At 71.8% G+C, this 22,138-nt stretch carries 21 protein-coding genes and 1 tRNA gene; 14 read left to right on the top strand and 8 right to left on the bottom strand.

The genetic code is table 11. The features are described from left to right. Positions 1 to 97: 97 nt before the first annotated feature. Positions 98 to 727, bottom strand: coding sequence for a DJ-1/PfpI family protein (locus BGK67_RS17055; protein WP_069920893.1), 630 nt, complete (start codon positions 725 to 727; stop codon positions 98 to 100). A 258-nt stretch (positions 728 to 985) separates the two neighbouring features. Between BGK67_RS17055 and BGK67_RS17050 the strand changes: the two genes are divergently transcribed. The 3 genes from BGK67_RS17050 to BGK67_RS17040 all read left to right on the top strand — a co-directional run bounded on the left by BGK67_RS17050 (position 986) and on the right by BGK67_RS17040 (position 3,875). Then, positions 986 to 2,347 carry an aspartate aminotransferase family protein gene (locus BGK67_RS17050; protein ID WP_069920892.1) on the top strand — a complete coding sequence of 454 codons (1,362 nt, stop codon included), beginning with the start codon at positions 986 to 988 and terminating at the stop codon, positions 2,345 to 2,347. Between the two features lie 96 nt (positions 2,348 to 2,443). Further along, positions 2,444 to 3,112: a GntR family transcriptional regulator gene (locus tag BGK67_RS17045; protein WP_069920891.1), complete on the top strand. Its 669-nt coding sequence runs from the start codon at positions 2,444 to 2,446 to the stop codon at positions 3,110 to 3,112. 112 nt (positions 3,113 to 3,224) lie between these two features. Beyond that, complete coding sequence (locus BGK67_RS17040; RefSeq protein WP_069920890.1) at positions 3,225 to 3,875, top strand: hypothetical protein; 651 nt, start codon at positions 3,225 to 3,227, stop codon at positions 3,873 to 3,875. Positions 3,876 to 4,061: 186 nt separating this feature from the next. Here the strand turns inward: BGK67_RS17040 and BGK67_RS17035 are convergent, their stop codons facing one another. Then, positions 4,062 to 4,817: an SLATT domain-containing protein gene (locus BGK67_RS17035; protein ID WP_069920889.1), complete on the bottom strand. Its 756-nt coding sequence runs from the start codon at positions 4,815 to 4,817 to the stop codon at positions 4,062 to 4,064. Positions 4,818 to 5,084: 267 nt separating this feature from the next. On the opposite strand from BGK67_RS17035, the gene BGK67_RS17030 reads away from it, so the two are divergent. From BGK67_RS17030 to BGK67_RS17000, 7 genes are all read left to right on the top strand, one after another. Continuing rightward, positions 5,085 to 5,429 carry a YbaB/EbfC family nucleoid-associated protein gene (locus BGK67_RS17030; protein ID WP_079154234.1) on the top strand — a complete coding sequence of 115 codons (345 nt, stop codon included), beginning with the start codon at positions 5,085 to 5,087 and terminating at the stop codon, positions 5,427 to 5,429. A 36-nt stretch (positions 5,430 to 5,465) separates the two neighbouring features. After that, complete coding sequence (recR, locus tag BGK67_RS17025; protein WP_030152816.1) at positions 5,466 to 6,065, top strand: recombination mediator RecR; 600 nt, start codon at positions 5,466 to 5,468, stop codon at positions 6,063 to 6,065. Beyond that, the gene (locus tag BGK67_RS17020) at positions 6,058 to 6,705 is read left to right on the top strand and encodes a DUF5063 domain-containing protein (RefSeq protein WP_069920887.1); all 648 of its coding nucleotides are present in this window, start codon (positions 6,058 to 6,060) and stop codon (positions 6,703 to 6,705) included. The genes recR and BGK67_RS17020 overlap by 8 nt, the downstream gene beginning before the upstream one ends. Before the next feature lie 122 nt (positions 6,706 to 6,827). Beyond that, a complete protein-coding gene (locus BGK67_RS17015; RefSeq protein WP_069920886.1) occupies positions 6,828 to 8,102 on the top strand; it encodes an aspartate kinase in 1,275 nt (424 codons plus the stop codon). Then, a complete protein-coding gene (locus tag BGK67_RS17010; protein WP_069920885.1) occupies positions 8,099 to 9,172 on the top strand; it encodes an aspartate-semialdehyde dehydrogenase in 1,074 nt (357 codons plus the stop codon). The genes BGK67_RS17015 and BGK67_RS17010 overlap by 4 nt, the downstream gene beginning before the upstream one ends. 222 nt (positions 9,173 to 9,394) lie before the next feature. Further along, on the top strand, positions 9,395 to 10,081 hold the full coding sequence (locus BGK67_RS17005) for a SigE family RNA polymerase sigma factor (protein WP_079154618.1): 687 nt from the start codon (positions 9,395 to 9,397) through the stop codon (positions 10,079 to 10,081). After that, the gene (locus BGK67_RS17000; protein WP_069920884.1) at positions 10,078 to 11,145 is read left to right on the top strand and encodes a hypothetical protein; all 1,068 of its coding nucleotides are present in this window, start codon (positions 10,078 to 10,080) and stop codon (positions 11,143 to 11,145) included. The genes BGK67_RS17005 and BGK67_RS17000 overlap by 4 nt, the downstream gene beginning before the upstream one ends. Before the next feature lie 25 nt (positions 11,146 to 11,170). Here the strand turns inward: BGK67_RS17000 and BGK67_RS16995 are convergent, their stop codons facing one another. Both BGK67_RS16995 and BGK67_RS16990 read right to left on the bottom strand, forming a co-directional pair. Next, a complete protein-coding gene (locus tag BGK67_RS16995; RefSeq protein ID WP_069920883.1) occupies positions 11,171 to 11,947 on the bottom strand; it encodes an SURF1 family protein in 777 nt (258 codons plus the stop codon). A gap of 34 nt (positions 11,948 to 11,981) precedes the next feature. Next, positions 11,982 to 13,757: a S9 family peptidase gene (locus tag BGK67_RS16990; RefSeq protein ID WP_107488990.1), complete on the bottom strand. Its 1,776-nt coding sequence runs from the start codon at positions 13,755 to 13,757 to the stop codon at positions 11,982 to 11,984. Positions 13,758 to 13,942: 185 nt separating this feature from the next. Between BGK67_RS16990 and BGK67_RS38905 the strand changes: the two genes are divergently transcribed. The 3 genes from BGK67_RS38905 to BGK67_RS16980 all read left to right on the top strand — a co-directional run bounded on the left by BGK67_RS38905 (position 13,943) and on the right by BGK67_RS16980 (position 16,025). Further along, positions 13,943 to 14,110 carry a hypothetical protein gene (locus BGK67_RS38905; RefSeq protein WP_167739578.1) on the top strand — a complete coding sequence of 56 codons (168 nt, stop codon included), beginning with the start codon at positions 13,943 to 13,945 and terminating at the stop codon, positions 14,108 to 14,110. 64 nt (positions 14,111 to 14,174) lie between these two features. Beyond that, the gene (gene codA / locus BGK67_RS16985) at positions 14,175 to 15,479 is read left to right on the top strand and encodes a cytosine deaminase (RefSeq protein ID WP_244291241.1); all 1,305 of its coding nucleotides are present in this window, start codon (positions 14,175 to 14,177) and stop codon (positions 15,477 to 15,479) included. A 39-nt stretch (positions 15,480 to 15,518) separates the two neighbouring features. Continuing rightward, positions 15,519 to 16,025 carry a DUF5956 family protein gene (locus BGK67_RS16980; protein WP_069920881.1) on the top strand — a complete coding sequence of 169 codons (507 nt, stop codon included), beginning with the start codon at positions 15,519 to 15,521 and terminating at the stop codon, positions 16,023 to 16,025. Between the two features lie 31 nt (positions 16,026 to 16,056). Here BGK67_RS16980 and BGK67_RS16975 read toward each other — a convergent pair whose 3' ends face one another. From BGK67_RS16975 to BGK67_RS16965, 3 genes are all read right to left on the bottom strand, one after another. Then, positions 16,057 to 17,556 carry a SulP family inorganic anion transporter gene (locus BGK67_RS16975; RefSeq protein ID WP_069920880.1) on the bottom strand — a complete coding sequence of 500 codons (1,500 nt, stop codon included), beginning with the start codon at positions 17,554 to 17,556 and terminating at the stop codon, positions 16,057 to 16,059. A gap of 132 nt (positions 17,557 to 17,688) precedes the next feature. Further along, positions 17,689 to 17,762, bottom strand: a tRNA-Pro gene (locus BGK67_RS16970). Positions 17,763 to 17,886: 124 nt separating this feature from the next. Beyond that, positions 17,887 to 18,825 carry a metallophosphoesterase gene (locus BGK67_RS16965; RefSeq protein ID WP_069920879.1) on the bottom strand — a complete coding sequence of 313 codons (939 nt, stop codon included), beginning with the start codon at positions 18,823 to 18,825 and terminating at the stop codon, positions 17,887 to 17,889. A gap of 68 nt (positions 18,826 to 18,893) precedes the next feature. Here BGK67_RS16965 and BGK67_RS16960 point away from each other — a divergent pair, with 68 nt between their 5' ends. Continuing rightward, the gene (locus BGK67_RS16960) at positions 18,894 to 19,355 is read left to right on the top strand and encodes a GatB/YqeY domain-containing protein (RefSeq protein ID WP_069920878.1); all 462 of its coding nucleotides are present in this window, start codon (positions 18,894 to 18,896) and stop codon (positions 19,353 to 19,355) included. A gap of 117 nt (positions 19,356 to 19,472) precedes the next feature. On the opposite strand, the gene BGK67_RS16955 is transcribed toward BGK67_RS16960, so the two are convergent. Then, complete coding sequence (locus tag BGK67_RS16955) at positions 19,473 to 21,752, bottom strand: transglycosylase domain-containing protein (protein WP_069920877.1); 2,280 nt, start codon at positions 21,750 to 21,752, stop codon at positions 19,473 to 19,475. Positions 21,753 to 22,138 lie beyond the last annotated feature (386 nt).

Below are 22,138 nucleotides of genomic sequence, written 5' to 3'. Positions count from 1 at the left end.
CTCCGGGGCCGGCACCCGCGCAGGCTCCGGCACCGCCCCCGTGTCCGGCACCGCCCCCGCGTCCCGCGCCGCCCCCGCGTCCCGCGCCGCCTCCGGGTCACGCATCGCCCGCCTCCGCCGCCGCCATCAGGACCGGGTACGCGTTCGCGTCCGAGTCGTGGAACAGGCGGTACCACGCGTCCAGTACGTCCGGCTTGTACACGTCCAGCCGGGCGAAGACCTCGCGGGCGAAGGCCACCGGTTCCGTCGGCCCCGCCGTGATCAGGTCGCCGTCCGTCACCGCGTCGGCCTCGACGTAGCGCTCGGTGCCCCCGTACCCCGGCTGCTCCGCCAGGTAGAAGGAGGCCCCGCTGGTGTGGGCGCGCCCGTCCAGCAGGCCCTCCCGGGCGAGACCGGCCGTGGCTCCGCAGATCGCCGCGACCGGGACCCCGGCGTCCAGGAACTCCCGGGCCTTCGCCGCGAACGGCGCCAGTTCGTCGCCGGTGTCCCACAGCGAGGCGCCGGTGAGGATCAACAGGGAGGAGTCCTGCGGCCGCAGACCGTCCAGGGCCAGGTCGGGCTGGATGCGTACGCCGCCCATGGTCGTGACCGGCCGCTCCGCCGCGAGGGCGACGGTGCGGACCTGGTGGCCGCGCTGGGTCAGGTGCGCGGTGGTGTGGCCGGTCTCCCAGTCCGCGTACGTGTCGTAGACGGCGAGGTGGACGGGCTTGCGCGGGGTCTCGTTCATGGTGATCGCCTCCGGCGTTGACGTTCGGGACCTGGTCTGTGCCGTACTGCGTGCTGCTGTCGTATGCCGTGCCGCCGTACTGCCGTGCTCCACGAGCTTCTCTGCGAGCGCTTATGACAACAGGCTGTCATGATGGCAGAATGCTGTCAACTGGGAAAAGCGGTGGCTCGCCCGCCAGACAGACTGCCGAGACCGGCCCCCCACCCCCATACAGTCCGCCGATATCCCTTCCCACCTGCACACTTCTAGCGTGACGGCATGACCCCTCATGTCACCTCGCACACCCTCGCCGCAGTGAAGGACGCTGACCGCAAGCACGTCTTCCACTCCTGGTCCGCCCAGGCCCTGATCGACCCCCTCGCCGTGGCCGGGGCCGAGGGGTCGTACTTCTGGGACTACGACGGCAAGCGCTTCCTCGACTTCTCCTCCCAGCTGGTCAACACCAACATCGGCCACCAGCACCCCAAGGTCGTCGCCGCCGTCCAGGAGCAGGCCGCCCGGCTTTGCACCCTCGCGCCCGGCTTCGCCGTCGACGTCCGCTCCGAGGCCGCACGCCTCATCGCCGAGCGGACCCCGGGCGACCTGGACAAGATCTTCTTCACCAACGGCGGCGCCGAGGCCGTCGAGAACGCCGTCCGCATGGCCCGGCTGCACACCGGCCGGCAGAAGGTGCTGTCCACCTACCGCTCGTACCACGGCGCCACCGCCGCCGCGATCAACCTCACCGGCGACCCGCGCCGCTGGCCCTCCGACTCGGCCGCCGCCGGCGTCGTGCACTTCTGGGGCCCGTACCTCTACCGCTCCGCCTTCCACGCCGCCACCGAGGCCGAGGAGTGCGAGCGCGCCCTCGCCCACCTCGCCGACACCATCGCCTTCGAGGGGCCGCAGACCATCGCGGCGGTCATCCTGGAGAGCGTCCCCGGCACCGCCGGGATCATGACCCCGCCGGCCGGCTACCTCGCGGGCGTGCGCGAACTCTGCGACCGCCACGGCATCGTCTTCATCCTGGACGAGGTCATGTCCGGCTTCGGCCGCACCGGCAAGTGGTTCGCCGCCGACCACTGGGGCGTCACCCCCGACCTGATCACCTTCGCCAAGGGTGTGAACAGCGGATACGTGCCGCTCGGCGGCGTCGCCATCTCCGCCGCCATCGCCGAGACCTTCGCAACCCGCCCCTACCCGGGCGGACTCACGTACTCCGGCCACCCGCTGGCCTGCGCCGCCGCCGTCGCCACGATCAACGCGATGGAGGAGGAGGGCATCGTCGAGCACGCCGCCCACCTCGGCGCGAACGTGATCGGCCCGGCGCTCGCCGAGATCGCCGAGCGGCACCCCTCCGTCGGCGAGGTCCGCGGCCTGGGCACCTTCTGGGCCCTGGAACTCGTACGGGACAAGGCGACGCGCGAACCCCTCGTCCCGTACAACGCCTCGGGCGCCGCCAACGCGCCGATGGCCGAATTCGCGGCGGCCTGCAAGGATTCCGGGCTGTGGCCGTTCGTCAACATGAACCGCACCCACGTCGTTCCGCCCTGCACCATTTCGGAGACGGAGGCGAAGGAGGGGCTCGCGCTGCTGGACGAGGCCCTGACGGTCGCCGACCGCCACACCACGTCCGGATAGCGGACGGCACATTCGCATACCGATCGACAACCGCTCTATTTCAGCCTCGCTGCCTGGCCTAAGGTGTCCGGAGTTCACCTAAGGAGACGGACCCCTATGCCAGGCAGCGGCGCTGTCACCCGCAACACCCTTCGCCAGCAGATCGCGGACGCGCTGCGCGACGAGGTGCTCGCGGGACGCCTGCCGCCCGGCACCGAGTTCACCGTCAAGCAGATAGCCGAGCAGTACGAGGTCTCCGCGACCCCGGTCCGCGAGGCGCTGGTCGACCTCTCGGCCCAGGGCCTGCTCGAACTGGTCCAGCACCGCGGCTTCCGCGTGCGGATCTTCTCCGTGGACGACTTCCGGGGAATGATCGAGGCCCGCTCGCTCGTCGTGGACGGGATCTTCCGCAGGCTCGCCGAGTGTGGCGCTGCCCGCGGCACCGGCGAGCTGCTGGTGTCCGTGCGGCGCCGGGCCGAGGAAGCGCGCCGGGCCGCGCAGAGCGGTTCGCTCGAAGTGCTGATCGGCTACGACCTGCGCTTCTGGCGGGAGCTGAGCGAGCTGGTCGGCAACACCTACATCTCGGAGTTCTTGCACCGCATCCGGGTGCAGTGCTGGGTCTTCGCCGTACCCCACCTCCAGCGCGACCCGGAGCAGCTGCGCGCGGCGCTGTGGGACAAGCACAGCGACCTCGTGGACGCGGTGACCCTCGCCGACGCGGACGCGGTACGGCGGATCGTGCACGGCTACAACCAGCACGGGCTGGACTGGGCGGCCGGACTCTAGTCGTACGGGTCCCGGGCGGGAGCCGGTGGCACGGGTTCTGCGCACCCCTTCGCGGAGCGTGTCCGGCGCACTACGCTGGCCGCATCGGCGCCAACGACTGATCGGAGCCCGCGTGGCCTGTGACCTGTGGCTGGTCCCCCTTGTCGACGTGCTGTGCCACAGCCCTGACAACCCCTTCGCAGAGGAGATCGCCGCGTACGACAAGGCGCTCGGCGAGGCCGGGCTCCCGTCCGTGCCCGTGTTCGCCTACATGCCGGGCCTGAGCGGGGACGTGGCCCCGGTCGCCGGCTTCGACTACGACGCCCTGCACTTCCTGCGGCGGGCCTACCTGCTCCAGATCTGCGGGCTGCCGGTGACTCCGGTGGACGAGCTGGGCGGGGACTACGAGCAGCTGCTGGAGATGTTCGAGCCGACGGCGCAGCAGTCGCACCTGGTGTGGCACTACGACCACGCCGGGGCGTACGTTCCGGTGGACTTCGCGGCTCCGCTGGCGAACGAGGAGCTGCTGGCCGGCGGCGGGCCGCTGGGGTCCGCCCAGGGGCTCCTGCGTGAGCTCGCGCTGGTGGCTCCGGCCATCGGGATAGACCCCGGGAACCCGCCCGCCGCGCCGGCTCCGCCGGGGAGGCCGACGTCGCTGGAGGAGCCCGCGGGGCCGATTCCGTACGACGACAGCCCCTTCGCACGGGAGCGGCACGTGTGGCTGGGGCTGCACGCCGCCGCCACGCGGAGCCTGGGGCAGGGATCGATGATCATCTTCAGCTGAACGGGTTGCGGCGCGCCCGCGGAGCCGGAAGGTGCCGCGGGCCCGGACCGCGCGGCTTCAGCGGGCCCGGATCGTGCCACCTCGGCGGGCCCGGACCGTGGATCGTGCCACCTCGGGGGGCTGAGACCGTGCCACCTCGGGGGGCTGAGACCGTGCCGCCCCGGCGGGGCTGAGTCCGCGCGCCCTTCAGCGGGGCTGTTCCGGGGGGCGCTGGCGGGGCATGTTGGGGCGGGTGCCCGGGGGGGGGGGGAAGCGGGCCGGGGGGACGTACGCGTCCGACCGGGCCCCGCCCGCGCCCAGGGACTGCATGACCAGCGGGGCCGGGCCGGAGCTGAACTCCACCATCCACTCCGCGGTCTCGGAGCGCACCAGCTCCGTCACGTCCTCCGAGAACCGCCGCAGCACCGTCAGGCACCGCTCGGCGGCCTCGCTCGCCGTGCCCTCGGTCGGCCCCAGCACCTCCCGGACGTTCTCCGAGGCCCAGTCGAACTGCAGGGTCTGCAGCCGGCGCTGTACGGCCTGGGCCGTGGCCACGTCCCGCATCCAGCCCGACGTGAGGCCGAAGAACCGGTCGCAGGCCAGGCAGGCCGCGGCCAGCAGCAGCGACAGGAACCCGTACTTCGACGCGCCCGGCGCCGACCCCGCCAGCTCCACCAGCGGCAGCGCGGCGCCCGTGACGGCGCCCAGGGCGGCCCCGACGCGCAGCACGCGCGCCCCCCGGCGCTTCCATGCCCGGTCGGAGAGGTACCACTCGGCGGTGCGCAGCGCATCGGCCTCGACGCGGCGGTAGAGCTCGTCGAGCCGTTCCGCAGGCTCGCCCCAGTCCCCGAGGGGGAAGGGCCGGCCGGTCAGATCGCCCGCCGCCATCGGTCCGCTGCCCTCCTCCCGGGGTTCCCGGGGATCCCGGGGTGGCCCCTCGGGCTGCATCTCCGGCTGGCTCACCCGGCACTCCCTCTGCCTGCGCTGACGTGTGGTGGTGCGCGTGTGCGCAATGATGCGCATGCTCTTCCTACCTTCGAATGGGGCGCGATGGGCGACGAATCCCGGGATTTCCGCCTGCAAGGAGGTCTCCATCAGGTACGCGTACGTCCCGTCCCTCACTCGAAAGAGTTGGTCCTCACGGCGTAGGGCGCAGCGCCCGGGGAGCACGTAGGCTCGGATTGACCGGGCTGCCCCAGGCTCGGACCGATGCTACGGAGTGAGTGACCTGTGATTTCCGGTGGTGGCCAGCCCAACATGCAGCAGCTGCTCCAGCAGGCCCAGAAGATGCAGCAGGATCTCGCCACGGCTCAGGAAGAGCTGGGCAGGACCGAGGTCGAGGGCCAGGCCGGCGGCGGTCTCGTCAAGGCGACGGTGACCGGTTCCGGTGAGCTGCGCGCCCTGGTGATCGACCCGAAGGCCGTGGACCCCGCGGACACCGAGACGCTCGCCGACCTGGTGGTGGCGGCCGTCCAGGCGGCCAACGAGAATGCCCAGGCGCTCCAGCAGCAGAAGCTGGGCCCGCTGGCCCAGGGGCTGGGCGGCGGCAGCGGCATCCCCGGCCTCCCCTTCTAGCACTCCCACCCCACCCGAACGAAAGAAGGCAGTCCGTTGTACGAAGGCGTGGTCCAGGACCTGATCGACGAACTGGGCAGGCTGCCCGGCGTCGGGCCCAAGAGCGCGCAGCGGATCGCCTTCCACATCCTGCAGGCGGAGCCCACCGACGTCCGCCGCCTCGCGCACGCGCTGCTCGAGGTGAAGGACAAGGTCCGGTTCTGCGCGGTGTGCGGGAACGTGGCGCAGGAGGAGCGGTGCAACATCTGCCGCGACCCGCGCCGCGACACCACGGTCATCTGTGTCGTGGAGGAGCCGAAGGACGTCGTCGCGATCGAGCGGACCCGCGAGTTCCGGGGCAGGTACCACGTCCTCGGCGGCGCGATCAGCCCGATCGAGGGCGTCGGCCCCGACGACCTGCGCATCCGCGAGCTGCTGGCGCGCCTGGCGGACGGCGAGGTGACCGAGCTGATCCTGGCCACCGACCCGAACCTGGAGGGCGAGGCGACCGCCACCTACCTCGCCCGCATGATCAAGCCCATGGGCCTGAAGGTCACCCGCCTGGCCAGCGGGCTCCCCGTCGGGGGAGATCTGGAGTACGCGGACGAGGTCACGCTCGGGCGGGCCTTTGAAGGAAGGCGACTTCTCGATGTCTGACGCAACGCTGCACGCACTGGGCCAGGACCCGGACGATTTCGCGGCTTCGATCGCGGACCAGATCGAGTCCTTCATCGTCGCGGTCACCGAGGTGGCCAAGGGCGAGGACCCGGACAGCGCGGTGCCCTTCCTCCTCCTGGAGGTGTCCCAGCTGCTGCTGGCAGGCGGCCGGCTGGGCGCGTACCAGGACGTGCTGCCCGACGAGCGCTACGAGCCCGACCTGGGCCCAGAGCCGGACGTGGACGACCTGCGCGAGCGGTTCGCGATCATGCTGGAGCCGGTCGACGTCTACTCCGAGGTCTTCGACCCCTACGAGCCGCGCAAGGCCCCGGTGGCGCACCGGATCTCCGACGACCTGGCCGAGGTCGTCGCCGACCTGCGGCACGGGCTCATCCACCACCAGGTGGGCCGGATCACCGAGGCGCTGTGGTGGTGGCAGTTCTCGTACTTCACCAACTGGGGCCCGACGGCCTCGGCCACCCTGCGCGCCCTCCAGTCGCTGATCGCGCACGTGCGGTTGGACCAGCCGCTCGCCGCCCTGGACGGTCTGGACACGGACGAGGACCTCACGGAGGACGACCTCGCGGAGCAGGCCGGCGAGGTGATGGCCCAGGAGCTCGGCGGCCTCGGCCGCAGATGAGAGCCCGGGCGGGGGAACTTATCCTTTGATCTTCACGTCTCATGATGTGGTACGAAGCGGTCGGATCACGGTCGCTCGTTAGACTGCACCAGCAAATGAGACGGACTGAGCGAGGAGCGCACGTGGGCCTTGTCGTGCAGAAGTACGGAGGCTCCTCCGTAGCCGATGCCGAAGGCATCAAGCGCGTCGCCAAGCGGATCGTGGACGCCAAGAAGAACGGCCACCAGGTGGTCGTCGTGGTTTCCGCGATGGGCGACACGACGGACGAGCTGATCGATCTCGCCGAGCAGGTTTCACCCATGCCTGCCGGACGCGAATTCGACATGCTGCTGACCGCCGGAGAGCGGATCTCCATGGCCCTGCTGGCCATGGCGATCAAAAACCTGGGTCACGAGGCCCAGTCGTTCACCGGCAGCCAGGCAGGCGTGATCACCGACTCGGTCCACAACAAAGCGCGCATCATCGATGTCACGCCGGGCCGTATCCGCACCGCGCTGGACGAGGGCAACATCGCCATCGTCGCCGGCTTCCAGGGCGTGTCCGCGGACTCCAAGGACATCACCACCCTGGGCCGCGGCGGCTCGGACACCACGGCCGTCGCGCTCGCCGCGGCGCTGGACGCCGAGGTCTGCGAGATCTACACCGATGTCGACGGCGTCTTCACCGCGGACCCCCGCGTCGTGAAGAAGGCCCGGAAGATCGACTGGATCTCCTCCGAGGACATGCTGGAGCTCGCCGCCTCCGGTTCCAAGGTGCTGCTGCACCGCTGTGTCGAGTACGCACGCCGATACAACATCCCGATCCACGTCCGCTCGTCCTTCTCGGGACTGCCGGGCACGTGGGTCAGCAACGAGAATCCGCAAGGGGACGAGCAGGTGGAGCACGCCATCATCTCCGGAGTCGCCCACGACGTCTCCGAAGCCAAGATCACGGTCGTCGGCGTCCCGGACAAGCCGGGTGAGGCCGCGGCGATCTTCCGCGCGATCGCGGACGCCGAGATCAACATCGACATGATCGTGCAGAACGTGTCGGCGGCCTCGACGGGCCTCACCGACATCTCCTTCACACTCCCCAAGACGGAGGGCCACAAGGCCATCGACGCCCTGGAGAAGGCGAAGACCCAGATCGGCTTCGACTCCCTGCGCTACGACGACCAGATCGGCAAGATCTCCCTGGTCGGCGCGGGCATGAAGACGAACCCGGGCGTCACCGCCTCCTTCTTCCAGGCGCTGTCCGACGCGGGCGTCAACATCGAGCTGATCTCCACCTCCGAGATCCGCATCTCGGTCGTGACCCGTCAGGACGACGTCAACGAGGCCGTCCGCGCCGTGCACACGGCCTTCGGCCTCGACTCCGACAGCGACGAAGCCGTCGTCTACGGAGGCACCGGACGATGACCGGCGCCCGGTCCTCCGGCCCGGCGCTCGCCGTGGTCGGGGCGACCGGAGCGGTCGGCACCGTACTGCTCCAGATGCTGTCCCAGCGGGCCGACGTCTGGGGCGACATCCGCCTGGTCGCCTCCGCGCGCTCGGCCGGCCGCACGCTGGCCGTCCGTGCGGAGAAGACCGAGGTGCTCGCCCTCACCGAGGACGCCTTCGACGGCCTCGGTCCGGGCGATGTGGCGGTCTTCCTGACCCCGGCCGAGGTCTCCGTCCGCTGGGCGCCCGTCGTCACCGCGCGCGGCGTCGTCGTCGTCGACCAGTCCGCCGCCTTCCGTGAGGACCCCGAGGTCCCCCTGGTGGTGCCGGAGGTCAACGGGCACGCCGTACGGACCCGGCCGCGCGGGATCGTCGCCACCCCGGACTGCGTGACCGCCGGGATGATCGCGGCCCTGGGCGCCCTGCACGCCGAGTACTCCCTGTCCGAGCTGGCCCTCTCCTCGTACCAGGCGGCGAGCGCCGCCGGCCGGGCCGGCTCCGAGGTGTTGCGCCGCCAGCTGTCGCTGGTCGCCGGGACCTCCCTGGGCGAGCAGCCCGGAGACGTGCGCCGTGCCGTGGGCGAGGACACCGGCCCCTTCCCGGCGCCGCTCGCCCTCAACGTCGTGCCCTGGTCCGGAGAGCTCCGCGAGGACGGCTGGTCCTCCCACGAGCTCGCGGTACGGCAGGAGACGCGCCGGATCCTGGACCTTCCCGAGCTGCCGGTCGCCGTGACCTGCGTACAGGTCCCCGTGGTCACGGGGCACTCCCTGACCGTGCGGGCCCGTTTCGAGAACGAGGTGGCCGCCCCGCACGCCCGGCAGGTCCTGGACGCCGCCCCCGGCGTGGTCCTGGTGGACGACCCGGCGGCGGGGGAGTTCCCGACGCCGGCGGACGCCGCCGGAACGGACCCCGCCTGGGTGGGACGGGTGCGGGTCTCGCTGGACGACCGGCACGCGCTGGAGTTCTTCGTGTGCGCCGACAATCTCCGCAAGGGCGCCGCCCTGAATGCCACTCAGATCGCGGAACTGATCGCAGGTGAATTTGCGTAAATCGCTTTGTAGGATCGGCGTGTAGATCCCTAGATCAAGGTGATGGCCCGACTGCCGTCTCGATGGACAGGGCAATCGGGAAGAGCGGGTACGCATGAGGGCAATGGGGATATTGCTGCGGCGGCTGCCTCGCGCGTACAACCCTGACGGGGGGACGCGTGTCCTACAGGCGTGGCTGAGGCACTGCTCGAACTGGCCGTCCTACCGGCGCGCGGCGGGTTCATCCCGTCGCGCGGGGGCTCCCGCACGCCCGGCGGCGGTCTTCCTGTGATCGTTCCCGTCCCGCCGGCCGGGCCGTCCGAGGTGCCCCTCCGGGCCGCCGTACCGCCCCGGAGCGGCCGCGTGCCCTCGCCGCGCGACAGCTGCGAGTCGGGGACGGCCGCCGGGGGCGAGGCCGTGACCGAAGTGGTGGCGGGCACCACCGTCGACCACCTCACGGAGACCTACCAGGCGCACTACCGCTCGCTCCTGGGTCTCGCCGCGCTGCTCCTCGACGACACGGCGTCCTGCGAGGACGTGGTCCAGGAGGCGTTCATCCGCGTGCACTCGGCCCGCAACCGGGTCCGCGACCGCGACAAGACGCTGGCGTACCTGCGCCAGACCGTCGTGAACCTCTCCCGGTCCGCCCTGCGTCGGCGCATCCTGGGCCTCAAGCTGCTTTCGAAGCCGATGCCGGACATGGCGAGCGCCGAGGAAGGCGCGTACGACCAGCTGGAGCGGGACGATCTGATCAAGGCGATGCGCGGACTGCAGCGCCGCCAGCGAGAGGTGCTCGTGCTGCGTTACTTCGCGGACATGACGGAAGCCCAGGTCGCGGAGACGCTCGGGGTGTCACTCGGCTCGGTGAAGGCGTACGGATCGCGGGGTATTGCCGCGCTGCGGGTGGCGATGGAGGCTGCGCAGTCATGATGGACGACCACACCGCGCCCGGCGGCGCGAGCGACGAAGAGGCGCTGCGGGGGCTGCTGCGCGGGGCCGTCGAGGGCCTGCAGCCCGCCGAGGGCGCGCTCGAGCGGCTGCGGTACGCCGTCCCGGCCCGCCGGACCCTCAAACGGCAGGCCCTCGTCGGCGCCGCGGCCGTCGCCCTGCTCGCCGGTACCGCCATCCCGGCCGTCCTGCACATGACGGCCGGCGCGGACACCGCCACCGCGCACCCGGCGATGGCCGGACACGGCTCGGAATCCGGCGGGAAGCCGGGCGGCGCACCCTCCGACCCGCACCAGAACGGATCCGGGAGCCAGCCCAGGGCCACCCGCTCCGGGGGCGGCGCGCCCGACGCGGGCGGCACCACCGGGCAGCCGGACCCGAAGGCCACCGGCACCCCGGCCGGCGGTGTGACGGCCGGCCCGTCGAGCAGCGGCACCGCGCCCGGCACGGTCGTGGGCAGCGGGAACGGCCCGCAGCCGCCGGCGGCCGCGCCGGGTGTGCCCGGCTGCGGGGCCGAGCAGCTGGGCGTGGTGGGCTCGGCCCGCACCCCGGAGGCCGACGGCAAGATCTACGGCAGTTTCAAGGTCACCAACGTATCGGCGCAGGGCTGCACCGTCACCGGCCCGGACACCGTGACGGCGGCCGCCGCGGCCGGTGCCCCGACCGGGCCGGGCTCCGGGGTCGCCGTGGTCGGCCACACGGCGGGCGACCCGGCGAGCGGGCTGCTGCCCGACCCCTCGGCGGAGGCGCCGGTGCTGGTGCTCCAGCCGAGCTCGGCCTACGAGGTCCGCTTCGCCTGGGTGCCGTCGGCGGAGCCCTGCCCCTCGGCGAGCCCGGACGCGGGGGAGAAGCCGCCGCAGGGCCAGTCCTCCGACACGCCCGTCGTCGACCCGGACACGGGGACCACGCCCCCGCAGGCCCCGGGCGTGGCGGTGTCCCACACGCCCCCGGCGGGGGCCCCGGTCACGCGGACGACGATCCCGGAGGCCTGCGGGGGAACGGTGTACCGCACGGGGGCGATCCCGGTGGACGCGCCGAAGCCGTAAGCGGCGGTTCCGGGGTTCCGGGAGGTCAGACCCGCTCGGCCGCCGGAGCCTCGGGCAGCAGGCCGGCCTCCGCGTCGCGCAGGGTCTCCAGCTCGCGGCGGTAGAGGCGGAACCACATGAAGAGCACGAAGGCGACGAAGACGAACCACTCGCCGGTGTAGCCGAGGTTCTGGAAGGCCTTCAGGTCGAGCCCGGTGTTGTTCGGGGCCGCGGCCGGCACCGGGGTCATGCCGTCCGACGGGGTCTGCACGGTCAGCCAGGCGTCGTACAGGTCGTACGGGACGATGTTGACCAGCGAGGCCGCCCCGATCACCCCGAGCTGCCCGGCCGGCAGGCCGCCCTGGGCGTGGACCCCCTTGGTGCCGGAGTTCTCCGAGGCCTGGAGCGCGCCGGTGACCTCGACGCGGCCGCCCGGCGCGGCCGGGGCCTTCGCCGGATCGGCCGTCCCGGGCAGCCAGCCCCGGACCACCGGGACGGCCTTGCCGGAGTCGGTCTTCAGCAGGGTCAGCACGTAGAAGCCGGTCGCCCCGTCCAGCCGCCGCTCGGGGACCAGCAGCTGGTCCGCGTACTCCCCGGCCACGGAAGCCAGCCGTCCGGAGGTCTTCTTGTCCACCGGGAGCAGCGAGTCCAGCGGCGCGGCCGTCCGGTCCGCGGGGCGCGCGGAGTTGGCCTCGCGGTGGCTGTCGACGCGGTCCTCGAACCGGCCGAGCTGCCAGGACCCCATGAACAGGCAGAAGGGGACGGCGAGCACGACGAAGATGTTGATCCCCCACCATCGCGGGGTCAGGAGAAACCGGTGCACCCCACCACCGTACGGGGGGTGCACCGGCGCGGGTCTAGCGGGGCAGGTGCTTGAGCGCGAAGTCCAGCTCCATCCGGACCTGCTTGATCCGCTCCTCCACGACCAGCGAACCGTGCCCGGCGTCGTAGCGGTACACCTCGTGCACCGCGCCGCGCGCCGCGAGCCGGTCGACGTAGTTGTCGATCTGCTTGATCGGGCAGCGCGGGTCGTTGACACCCGCCGCGATGTACACCGGAGCCCGCACCGCGTCGACGTACGTCAGCGGCGAGGAGGCCGCGAAGCGGTCCGGGACCTCCTGCGGAGTGCCGCCGAAGAGGGTGCGGTCCAGGGACTTCAGCGCCTCCATCTCGTCGTGGTAGGCCGTCACGTAGTCGGCGACCGGTACGGAGGCCAGGCCCACCGCCCAGGCCCCGGGCTGCGTGCCGAGGCCCAGCAGGGTCAGGTAGCCGCCCCAGGAGCCGCCCGAGAGCACCAGCCGGGCCGGGTCCGCGAGGCCGGAGGCCACCGCCCACTCGCGGACCGCCGCGATGTCCTCCAGCTCGATGAGGCCGACCCGGTGCTTGAGGGCGTCCGTCCACGCGCGGCCGTAGCCGGTGGAGCCGCGGTAGTTGACCCGGACGACCGCGAAGCCGTGGTCCAGCCAGGCCGCCGGGGTCGCCGCGAAGGCGTCGCTGTCGTGCCAGGTCGGGCCGCCGTGGATCTCGAAGACCGTCGGGAAGGGGCCGTCGCCGTGCCCGGCCGGCCGCTGCGCGAGCGCGTGGATCCGCCCGCCCGGGCCCTCCACCCACACGTCCTCCACCGGCACCGAGCCGGGCGCCAGGAAGCCGGGCGGGTCCAGGACGGTCGCGCCCGAGGTGGACCGTACGGCCGAGGGCTCGGCCGCCGAGGACCACTGGTACTCCACCGTTCCGTCGGGACGCGCCGTCGCACCCGACACCGTGCCGGGCGGCGTGTCCACGCGTACGAGCTCCCGCGCGGCCAGGTCGTAGCGCCAGAGCTCGCTGCGCGCCTCGAAGTCGTGCGCGATCAGCAGGGCGGAGCCGTCCGGGTACCACTCGGCGCTGACGTCGCCCGGCAGGTCGATAGCGAGCTCCTCCTCGGCGCCGGTGGCCACGTCCCACACCATCGGCTCCCACCGGCCGCGCCGCTGGTGGCCGACCAGCAGCCGGGTGTCGCCCGCGACCGGCGCGAAGCCGAGCACCTCCAGGCCCAGGTCCTCGGTGCCGCCGCGGGAGTCGTCCAGCTCGGCGACGGTGGCCCCGTCGAGGCCGACCACGCGCAGCGCGGAGTGCATGGCGTCCCCGTGCTCGGTGTGCTCGACGGCCACGAGGGTCCCGTCGCGGGACAGGTCGCCGACCCCGGCCGACTCGCGGTGCCGGTAGATCACGGCGGGCGCGGTGCCGTCCGGCCGGACCACGTGGATGGTCGTGCCGTCCTCGTCGGTGGAGCGGCCCACGACGGCCGTGCCGTCACGGCCGATGGCCAGCCCGGCGGGGTAGGAGGGCTCCAGCCCGGGGGTGGCCGGCTCGTCGGGGCCGCCCGCGAAGGGCTGGCGCACCCAGGTGCCGAACTCGTCGCCGTCGGTGTCGGAGAACCACCAGATCCACTCGCCGTCGGGGGAGAGGGTGCCGTCGGTGGTGCCGTTGGGGCGGTCGGTGGCCTGGCGCTGGGTGCCGGTGGCGCGGTCCCAGGCGTAGAGCTCGAAGGTCCCGGTCGCGTTGGAGACGAAGAGCGAACGGTCCGGAGCGTCCTCGGCCCACTCGGGCAGCCCGACGCGCGGCGCCCGGAACCTCTTCTCCCAGGCGGGCATCCCGTCGCCGGGGGCCGTGCCGGGGGCCGTGCTCGTGCTCTCGCCGGCCGTCTCGCCGGTGGTCAGATCGGTGTCGCTGGTCATGCCCCCCATTCTTGCCGCACGCCGCGCCGGGATGCCGACTGCTCCGGACGGGCGCACAGTGGAACCCGTACGCGTGTTCCGCGTCCCGAAGAGGAGTGATCATGGCCAAGAAGGCTCGCACCGGACACCACGGCCACCAGGATTCCGAGCGCGCGCTGGCGAAGAACACCGCGGCCGAGGCGCGTGCCAAGGCCGCCGTCAGGGACGTGCAGTCGCTCTCCGCGAAGACGCGGGGCATGCAGCAGAAGGCTCAGGCCAAGCGCGGCTGAGTCCGGCACCCGGTCACGGCCCGCCCTCCCGCGAGGGGGCGGGCCGCGTGCGTACGCTGACCGCATGCGCATGATCGTCCGGGGTGCCCGGCTGCTGCACGCTCACGGCCCGTCCGACACGCTGTCCGATGTGGAGGTCGCCGAGGACGGCCGGATCGCGCGGGTGGTCCCGTACGACGACCAGAAGGAGCCGCCCGCCACCGGGACCCTCATCGAGGCGCACGGCTCGCTGCTCACCGCCCCCTTCGTCGAGCCGCACATCCACCTCGACACCGCCCTGACGGCCGGCGGGCCGCGCCCCAACGCCTCCGGCACCCTCTGGGAGGGCATCGCCTGCTGGAGCGAGCGCAAGAAGACCCTGACCCGCGAGGACGTCGTCGCCCGGGCGACCCGGGTGCTGCGCTGGCAGGCGGCCCAGGGCGTGCTGCACGTGCGGACCCACTGCGACGTGACCGATCCGGCGCTCACCGCGCTCGACGCGCTGCTGGAGGTGCGCGACCGGGTCCGGGACGTCATGACCCTGCAGATCACGGCCTTCCCGCAGGAAGGGATCATCTCCTTCCCGGACGGCGAGGCGCTCCTGCGCGAGGCCGTCGCACGCGGGGCGGACGTCGTCGGCGCCATCCCGCACTTCGAGGACACCCGGGAGGACGGCGTCGCCTCGCTGCACACCGCCTTCGCGCTGGCGGAGGCGCACGGGCTGCGCGTGGACGCGCACTGCGACGAGATCGACGACGAGCAGTCCCGCTTCGTGGAGGTACTGGCCACCCTCGCGCTGCGCTCGGGCCTGCGCGAGCGCGCCACGGCCTCCCACACGACGGCCATGGGCTCCTACAACGGCGCCTACAGCTTCAAACTCCAGCGGCTGCTGTCGCGTTCGGGCATCAACCTGGTCGCCAACCCCTTCGCCAACCTCAACCTCCAGGGCCGCTTCGACACCTATCCCAAACGGCGCGGCCTCACCCAGGTCAAGGAGATGCTGGCGGCTGGGGTCAACGTGGCCTTCGGCCACGACGACGTCATGGACCCCTGGAACGCGCTCGGCACCGGCAACCCGCTCCAGACCGCCCTGGTCGGCCTGTACGCCGCCCAGCTGACCGGCGCGCGGGAGATCCCGCTGGCCTTCTCGATGGTGACGGACCGTGCGGCGCGGGTCCTGGGCCTGTCGGAGGCGGAGTACGGCATCAGGGAGGGCGCGCCCGCCTCCTTCGTCCTGCTCCCGGCCCCCACGCCCGAGGAGGCGGTCCGCCGCCAGGTCCGGCCGCGCTACGTCGTCGCGCACGGCACCGTCCTGGCCAGTACCCCGCCCGCCCCGACCGTGCTCTCCTGGCCGGGCGAGCCCCCGGCGGAGGTCGACTTCAGCGTGTGAGAGCCGGGGTCGCGGGGCCGCGCCGGATACCGTGCCCGCATGTCGTGGGACGAGGACGGAACACCGCACCCGCTCGCACTGCGCCGCACCGGCCGCAGCGAACTGGAACCGGACCTGCTGCCCGAGGTCCGGGAGCTGGAAGTGCTCGGCTGGGAGCCCGCGCCCGAGGAACTGCGCTGGGCCTTCCTCCCGTACGTCTGGCCCCCGGCGGCCCGCACCTGGATCCCCGACCGCTCCACGCACTGGGCCGTGCAGACCTCGCTGGACGGCCACGGCCACATCACCGGCGTCGAGTGCGCCCCGCTCCCCGACACCGACCTGGACGGCCTCGACGGGGAGACCGACACCACCCTCGCCGCGCTCGGCCTCCCGCCCCGCCCCCGGGGCCGCCTGTGGCTGCTCCGCCCGGTCGGCCCCTTCCCCACGCTGGCGGCCGTCCTCGCCCACCTCGACGCCACGGCGGAAGCCCGGGGAACGGAACCGGGCCTGTCCCCGGAGTTCCTCGCCCTGGCGCGCGCCGAACTCACCGCGCTCCACGAGCGGTAGCGGCCCAGGGCAACGGCAATCCCGGGGGCGGTCAGTTCCCGGCGGAGAGTTCGCCGCTGAGGGAGGCGTGCAGGCGGGCGCTGGCCTCGTTCAGGCCGGTGATCCCGACGGTCTTGCCCCGCTGGGCGTACCGGTGCTCGATCGCGTCCAGGGCGGCCACCGAGGAGGCGTCCCAGATGTGGGCGGCGCTGAGGTCGATGAGCACCCGGTCCGGGTCGCCGGCGTAGTCGAACTGCCCGACCAGGTCGTTGGAGGAGGCGAAGAACAGCTCGCCGGTCACGCGGTAGACGACCCGCCCGCCGTCCGGATCGAGAACGGAGGTGACGTCCGCGAAGTGGGCGACCCGCTTCGCGAAGACGACCATGGCGGTGACGCAGCCCACGACCACGCCGACGGCCAGGTTGTGGGTGAGGACCACGCACACGACGGTGACGACCATGACGGTGATCTCGCCGGCGGGCATCCGCCTGAGGGTCCTCGGCGCGACGGAGTGCCAGTCGAAGGTCGTCAGGCACACCATGACCATGACCGCGACGAGCGCCGCCATCGGGATGTCGGAGACGACCGGCCCGAAGACGATGCACAGCACCATCAGGAAGACGCCGGCGAGGAAGGTCGACAGCCGGGTGCGGGCGCCGGACACCTTCACGTTGATCATCGTCTGGCCGATCATCGCGCAACCGCCCATGCCGCCGAAGAACCCGGTGACGATGTTGGCGACGCCCTGGCCGATGGACTCCCGTGTCTTCGAGGACCGGGTGTCGGTGATCTCGTCGACCAGCTTCGCCGTCATCAGCGACTCCATCAGCCCGACGAGGGCCATGGCCAGCGCGTACGGGGCGATGAGGGCCAGCGTGTCCAGGGTGAACGGCACGTCCGGCAGGCCCGGCACCGGCAGCGCGGACGGCAGCGCGCCCTTGTCGCCGACGGTCGGCACGGCGATGCCCGCGGCCACGGTGATCACGGTCAGGGCAACGACGGAGACGAGCGGCGCGGGCACCGCCTTCGTGACCTTCGGGAAGAACACCAGCAGCGCCAGCCCCGCGGCGAACAACGGGTAGACGGCCCAGGGGACGCCGCGCATCTCGCTCACCTGGGCCATGAAGACCAGGATGGAGAGGGAGTTGACGAAGCCCACCATCACCGAGCGCGGGATGAACCGCATCAGCTTCGCCACGCCCAGCGCGCCCAGCACGATCTGGAAGACACCGGCCAGGATCACGGCCGCGATCAGGTAGCCCAGCCCGTGCTCCCGGTTCAGCGGAGCGATCACCAGAGCCACCGCGCCCGTGGCGGCGGAGATCATCGCCGGCCGGCCGCCCACGACGGAGATGACCACGGCCATGGTGAACGAGGCGAACAGCCCGATCGCGGGGTCCACCCCGGCGATGATCGAGAACGAGATCGCCTCGGGGATCAGCGCGAGCGCGACCACCAGACCGGCGAGCACCTCGGTCCGGAACACCTTCGGCGACAGCCAGACCGGCCGGGCCGGACGGCGCACTCCGGGCAGCCGCACGGGCCCGGACACAGGGGAAGGAGACACGGCGGTTCAGACCTCGGGCTCGGATGCGCCCGGACCGGCGGACGGACGGGCGCGCGGAGACGACAGGAAGGGCCTGATCCGCGATGCGGATCAGGCCCTTGACCTGGTCTTACGAAGTCGGGGTGGCGGGATTTGAACCCACGACCTCTTCGTCCCGAACGAAGCGCGCTGCCAAGCTGCGCTACACCCCGATCGTCACCCTCGCAGCGCTTGCTGCCCTGGCGACATCGATTACTTTAGCGGACCCTCGGCCGGAGACGAAATCCGGTTTTCACGCGGGCCCGCCCGGCCGGGACGGGCCCCGTGCCCAGCCCCCTACGCCTTCGGCACCAGCGTCAGCAGGGTCGCTTCCGGCGGGCACGCGAAGCGGACCGGGGTGAAGCGGTTGGTGCCGCAGCCGGCCGAGACGTGGAGGTACGCGCGGTTGCCGCCCGCCTCGTGCGTGGACAGGCCCTTCACCCGGTCGGTGTCCAGGTCGCAGTTGGTGACGAGCGCCCCGTAGAAGGGGATGCACAGCTGCCCGCCGTGCGTGTGCCCGGCGAGGATCAGCGGGTACCGGTCGGCGGTGAAGGCCTCGAGGACCCGCAGGTACGGGGCGTGCACCACGGCCATCGAGAAGTCCGCGTCCGCCTCCGGGCCGCCCGCGACCCGCTCGTAGCGGTCGCGCTTGATGTGCGGGTCGTCCAGCCCGGTGAAGGCCAGCTCCAGGCCCTCCAGCTTCAGCCGCGCCCGCGTGTTGGTGAGGTTCAGCCAGCCCGCCGCGTCGAAGGCGTCCCGCATCTCCTCCCAGGGGTTGTGGACGGCCCCGACGACCGGCTTGTTGCCGTTCAGCCCGTGCCGGCCCTGGGCCTTCTCGAGCAGGTAGCGGCCGGGATTGCGCAGCCGCGGCCCGTAGTAGTCGTTCGACCCGAAGACGTACACGCCCGGGAAGTCCATCAGGGGGCCCAGCGCGTCGAGCACCTCCGGGACGCCCTCGGTGTCCGAGAGGTTGTCCCCGGTGTTGACGACGAAGTCGGGGCGCAGGCCCGCCAGGGACTGCAGCCAGGCGTGCTTCTTGCGCTGCCCGCCGACCATGTGGATGTCCGAGACCTGGAGCACGCGCAACGGCCGCATGCCCGGGGGGAGGACGGGCACCGCGACCCGGCGCAGCCGGAAGGACCGGGCCTCGAAGCCGGCGGCATAGGCCACGCCCGCGGCCCCCACCGCGGCGATTCCGGCAGCTGCCTTCAGGGGGACTCCGTAACGCGCACGCATGGTCCCATCGTCGCAGACCCGGAAAACCCGCGGGCGCCCCCGCCCCCGCAGGTGGCAGACTCGGGTGCATGACCACGCTCAAGGCCAAGCTCCAGGAAGACCTCACGACCGCCATCAGGGCGCGCGACGAGCTGCACTCGTCCACGCTGCGGCTGACCCTCGCCGCCATCACCAAGGAGGAGGTCGCGGGCAAGGAAGCGCGTGTCCTCTCCGACGAGGAAGTCCTCAAGGTGATCGCCAAGGAGGCGAAGAAGCGCCGCGAGGCGGCGGAGGCGTTCGGCCAGGGCGGCCGTCCCGAGCAGGCCGCCCGGGAGACCGCGGAGGGCGAGTTCCTCGACACCTACCTGCCCAAGCAGCTGACCGACGACGAGCTCGCCGCGATCGTGGCGCAGGCCGTCGAGGAGGCCAGGGCGGCGGGCGCCGAGGGGCCGCGGGCCATGGGCGCCGTAATGAAGATCGTGAACCCGAAGGTCGCCGGACTGGCCGAGGGCGGGCGTGTCGCCGCCGTCGTCAAGCAGCAGCTCTCCTGAGCCGTACGCGCCGTCGCGCCGGCCGCGCGGTGCGCTGCCGACCGCGCGGTGCGCGCCGGCCGTGAAAGTGAGGGGCCCTCAGCCGGATCCGGCTGAGGGCCCCTCACGTCGCGCCGCCTACTGGCTGTCGCGGCCGCCGATCACGCCCGGCGGGAGCGAGATCCCGGGGAACGGGTTCTCCGGGTTCCCGCCGCCGGTCGCACCGCCGTCGCCGCCGCCGGGGCGTCCGCCGGGCTTGTCGTCACCGCCGGGCTTGTTGGGCTTCCCGGGCTTGCTCGGGTTCGTGGCCGGCCGTCCGCCGTTGCTGCCCGGGAGTACGGGTTCCGGGATGCTGACGGTGGTGAAGGTGGGGGACTCGCGGCCGGCCAGTGCGCCGGTGACCGCGTCCTTCCAGATCGGGCCGGGCAGCCCGCCGCCGAAGACCTTGTCGTAGTACCTGTCGCCGATCTCGATGTTCTCCATCGTGATCTTCTTCGCGCCGCCCGAGCCGACCCACACCGCGCCCGAGATGTTCGGGGTGTAGCCGACGAACCAGGCGTTGTACCGGGAGTCCGTCGTACCGGTCTTGCCCGCGCTGTCGCGGTCGGTCAGGCCGGCCCGCTCACCGGTACCGGAGTCGACCACTCCGCGCAGCAGGGTGTTGATGGTGTCGGCCGTCTCCGCGGACATCGCCCGTTCGCACTTGGGCTTCGGCACGGCGAGCGCCTTGCCGTGGGCGTCGGTGATGGACTCGATGGCGACCGGCGTGCAGTGGACACCGCGGTTGGCGAAGGTCGCGTACGCGTTGGCCATCGTCAGCGGGGAGAGCTCGGCGGAGCCCAGCGCGATGGAGGGGGCCTCCACCAGCTTCTCGCCGTTGGCCGAGATCACGCCGAGCTTCTGCGTCATCTCCATCACCGGGCAGAGGCCGATCTCCGAGATCATCTGCACGAAGTAGGTGTTGATGGACTTCTCCATCGCCGTCCGCAGCGCGTACGGACCGACCTCGTCCTCGGTCTCGTTCTCGGCCGTCTGCAGCTTGCCGTTCGAGACCGGCAGGTTGAGCCAGTTGCTGCCGTCGCACTTCTGCACCGGGCTCGGGTAGTCCATCTTGTTCGGCGCCGGGTACACCTTGGTCGCCGGCATGCCCCGCTCTATGGCCGCGGCCGCGATGAAGGGCTTGAACGTGGAGCCGACCTGGAAGCCGAAGTTCGAGCCGCCCATCCGCTTGTCCACGGAGTAGTTGATCTGGGTCTCGTTCTTCCCGAAGCCGTACGGCTTGGACTGCCCCATCGCCAGCACCCGGCCGGTGCCCGGCTGGACCATGGTCACGGCCGTCGCGATCGAGTCGTCCTGGTTGACGTGGTCCTTGATCGACTCGTTGGCCGCGTCCTGCGACTGCGGGTCCAGGGTGGTGCGGACCGTCAGGCCGCCCTGGTTCCAGACCTTGGCCCGCTCCTCGCGCGTCTTGCCGAAGACCGCGTCGGTCAGGAAGCTGTTGCGGACGTAGTCGCAGAAGAAGCCCGCGCCCTTGACCGCGGTGATGCAGCCGTTCTTGGGCCGGGTCACCTTCAGGGTGACCGGCTTGGCCTTCGCCGCGTCCGCCTCCGCCTGCGAGACGTCCTTGATGTCGGCCATCCGCTGCAGGACGACGTTGCGGCGCTTCATCGCCTCCTGGGCGTCGTTCACCGGGTCGTAGCGGCTCGGCGACTGGACGACGCCCGCGAGCAGCGCCGCCTCCTCCAGGGCCAGGTCCTTCGCCGGCTTGCTGAAGTAGCGCTGGGCGGCGGATTCGATTCCGTACGCCTGCTGGCCGAAGTAGGTGATGTTGAGGTAGTTCTCGAGGATCTTCTTCTTCCCGAGTTCCTCTTCGACCTGGATCGCGTACTTCAGCTCGCGGATCTTGCGCCCGAGGCTCTTCTCCTGGGCCTCGCGCACCTTGGTCTCGTCGTCGCCGGCCTCTTCGACGAACACGTTCTTCACGTACTGCTGCGTCAGCGTGGAGGCGCCCTGTGCGGCGCCGCCTTCCTGCGCGTTGCGGTTGACCGCGCGCAGGATGCCCTTGAGGTCGACCGCGCCGTGCTCGTAGAAACGCGAGTCCTCGATGGCGACGATTGCCTTCTGCATGTACGGGGAGACCGCCGTGAGGGGGACCACCTGCCGGTCACGTGAATAGACAGTGGCGATCAAGCCACCTTCGGAGTCCAGAATCGTGGTCCGCTGGCTCAGTGGCGGAGTCTTGAGATTGGCCGGGATCTCATCGAATCCCTCGACCGTGCCCTTGGCCGCGAGTCCCAGGGCGCCTGCCGCCGGAATCGCCATGCCGGCCAGCACAACTCCGGAGAGAACGGACACCCCGAGGAACTTGGCGGCCTGCTGGCTCCCCGTGAGCCCGCCGCCCGAGCGCTTCTTTCCCATGGAGGGCAGCCTACGTTCTCATTCGCCGGACACGCGCGAATGCCTTGGCCTAAGCTGTCCTCAACTGTCACAGCGCCGCGGTCCGACATCAACCCCTCGGCTTGATTTTCACCCTTCCCGAATGGGGTGGACTCATGTCCGAATCCCGCCGCCCGTGATCAGCGCACCCCCCTGACGACTCGGTGATTTCACCCGAATCGCCGGAATGGTCGGGCATGTCGTCCGCTCACTCCGTCGGGTGATCTGCCGCTTACCCATAGTCCGTTCGGACCATTCAAGATTGGGCCCGTCGGGGGTGTTGCACTGTGCCCGCCTTCCGTAACGTCCTCAACTGGTAGCGGTGAATATGCCGCTGCCGCCGTGGGGGAGCCTCGATTCGGGAGAGG

Source organism: Streptomyces subrutilus, from assembly GCF_001746425.1.
In the GTDB taxonomy this organism is placed as follows: Bacteria; Actinomycetota; Actinomycetes; order Streptomycetales; family Streptomycetaceae; genus Streptomyces; species Streptomyces subrutilus_A.
The sequence above is the reverse complement of the archived record's forward strand: the minus strand, read 5'-3'. Positions and strand labels throughout refer to the sequence as shown.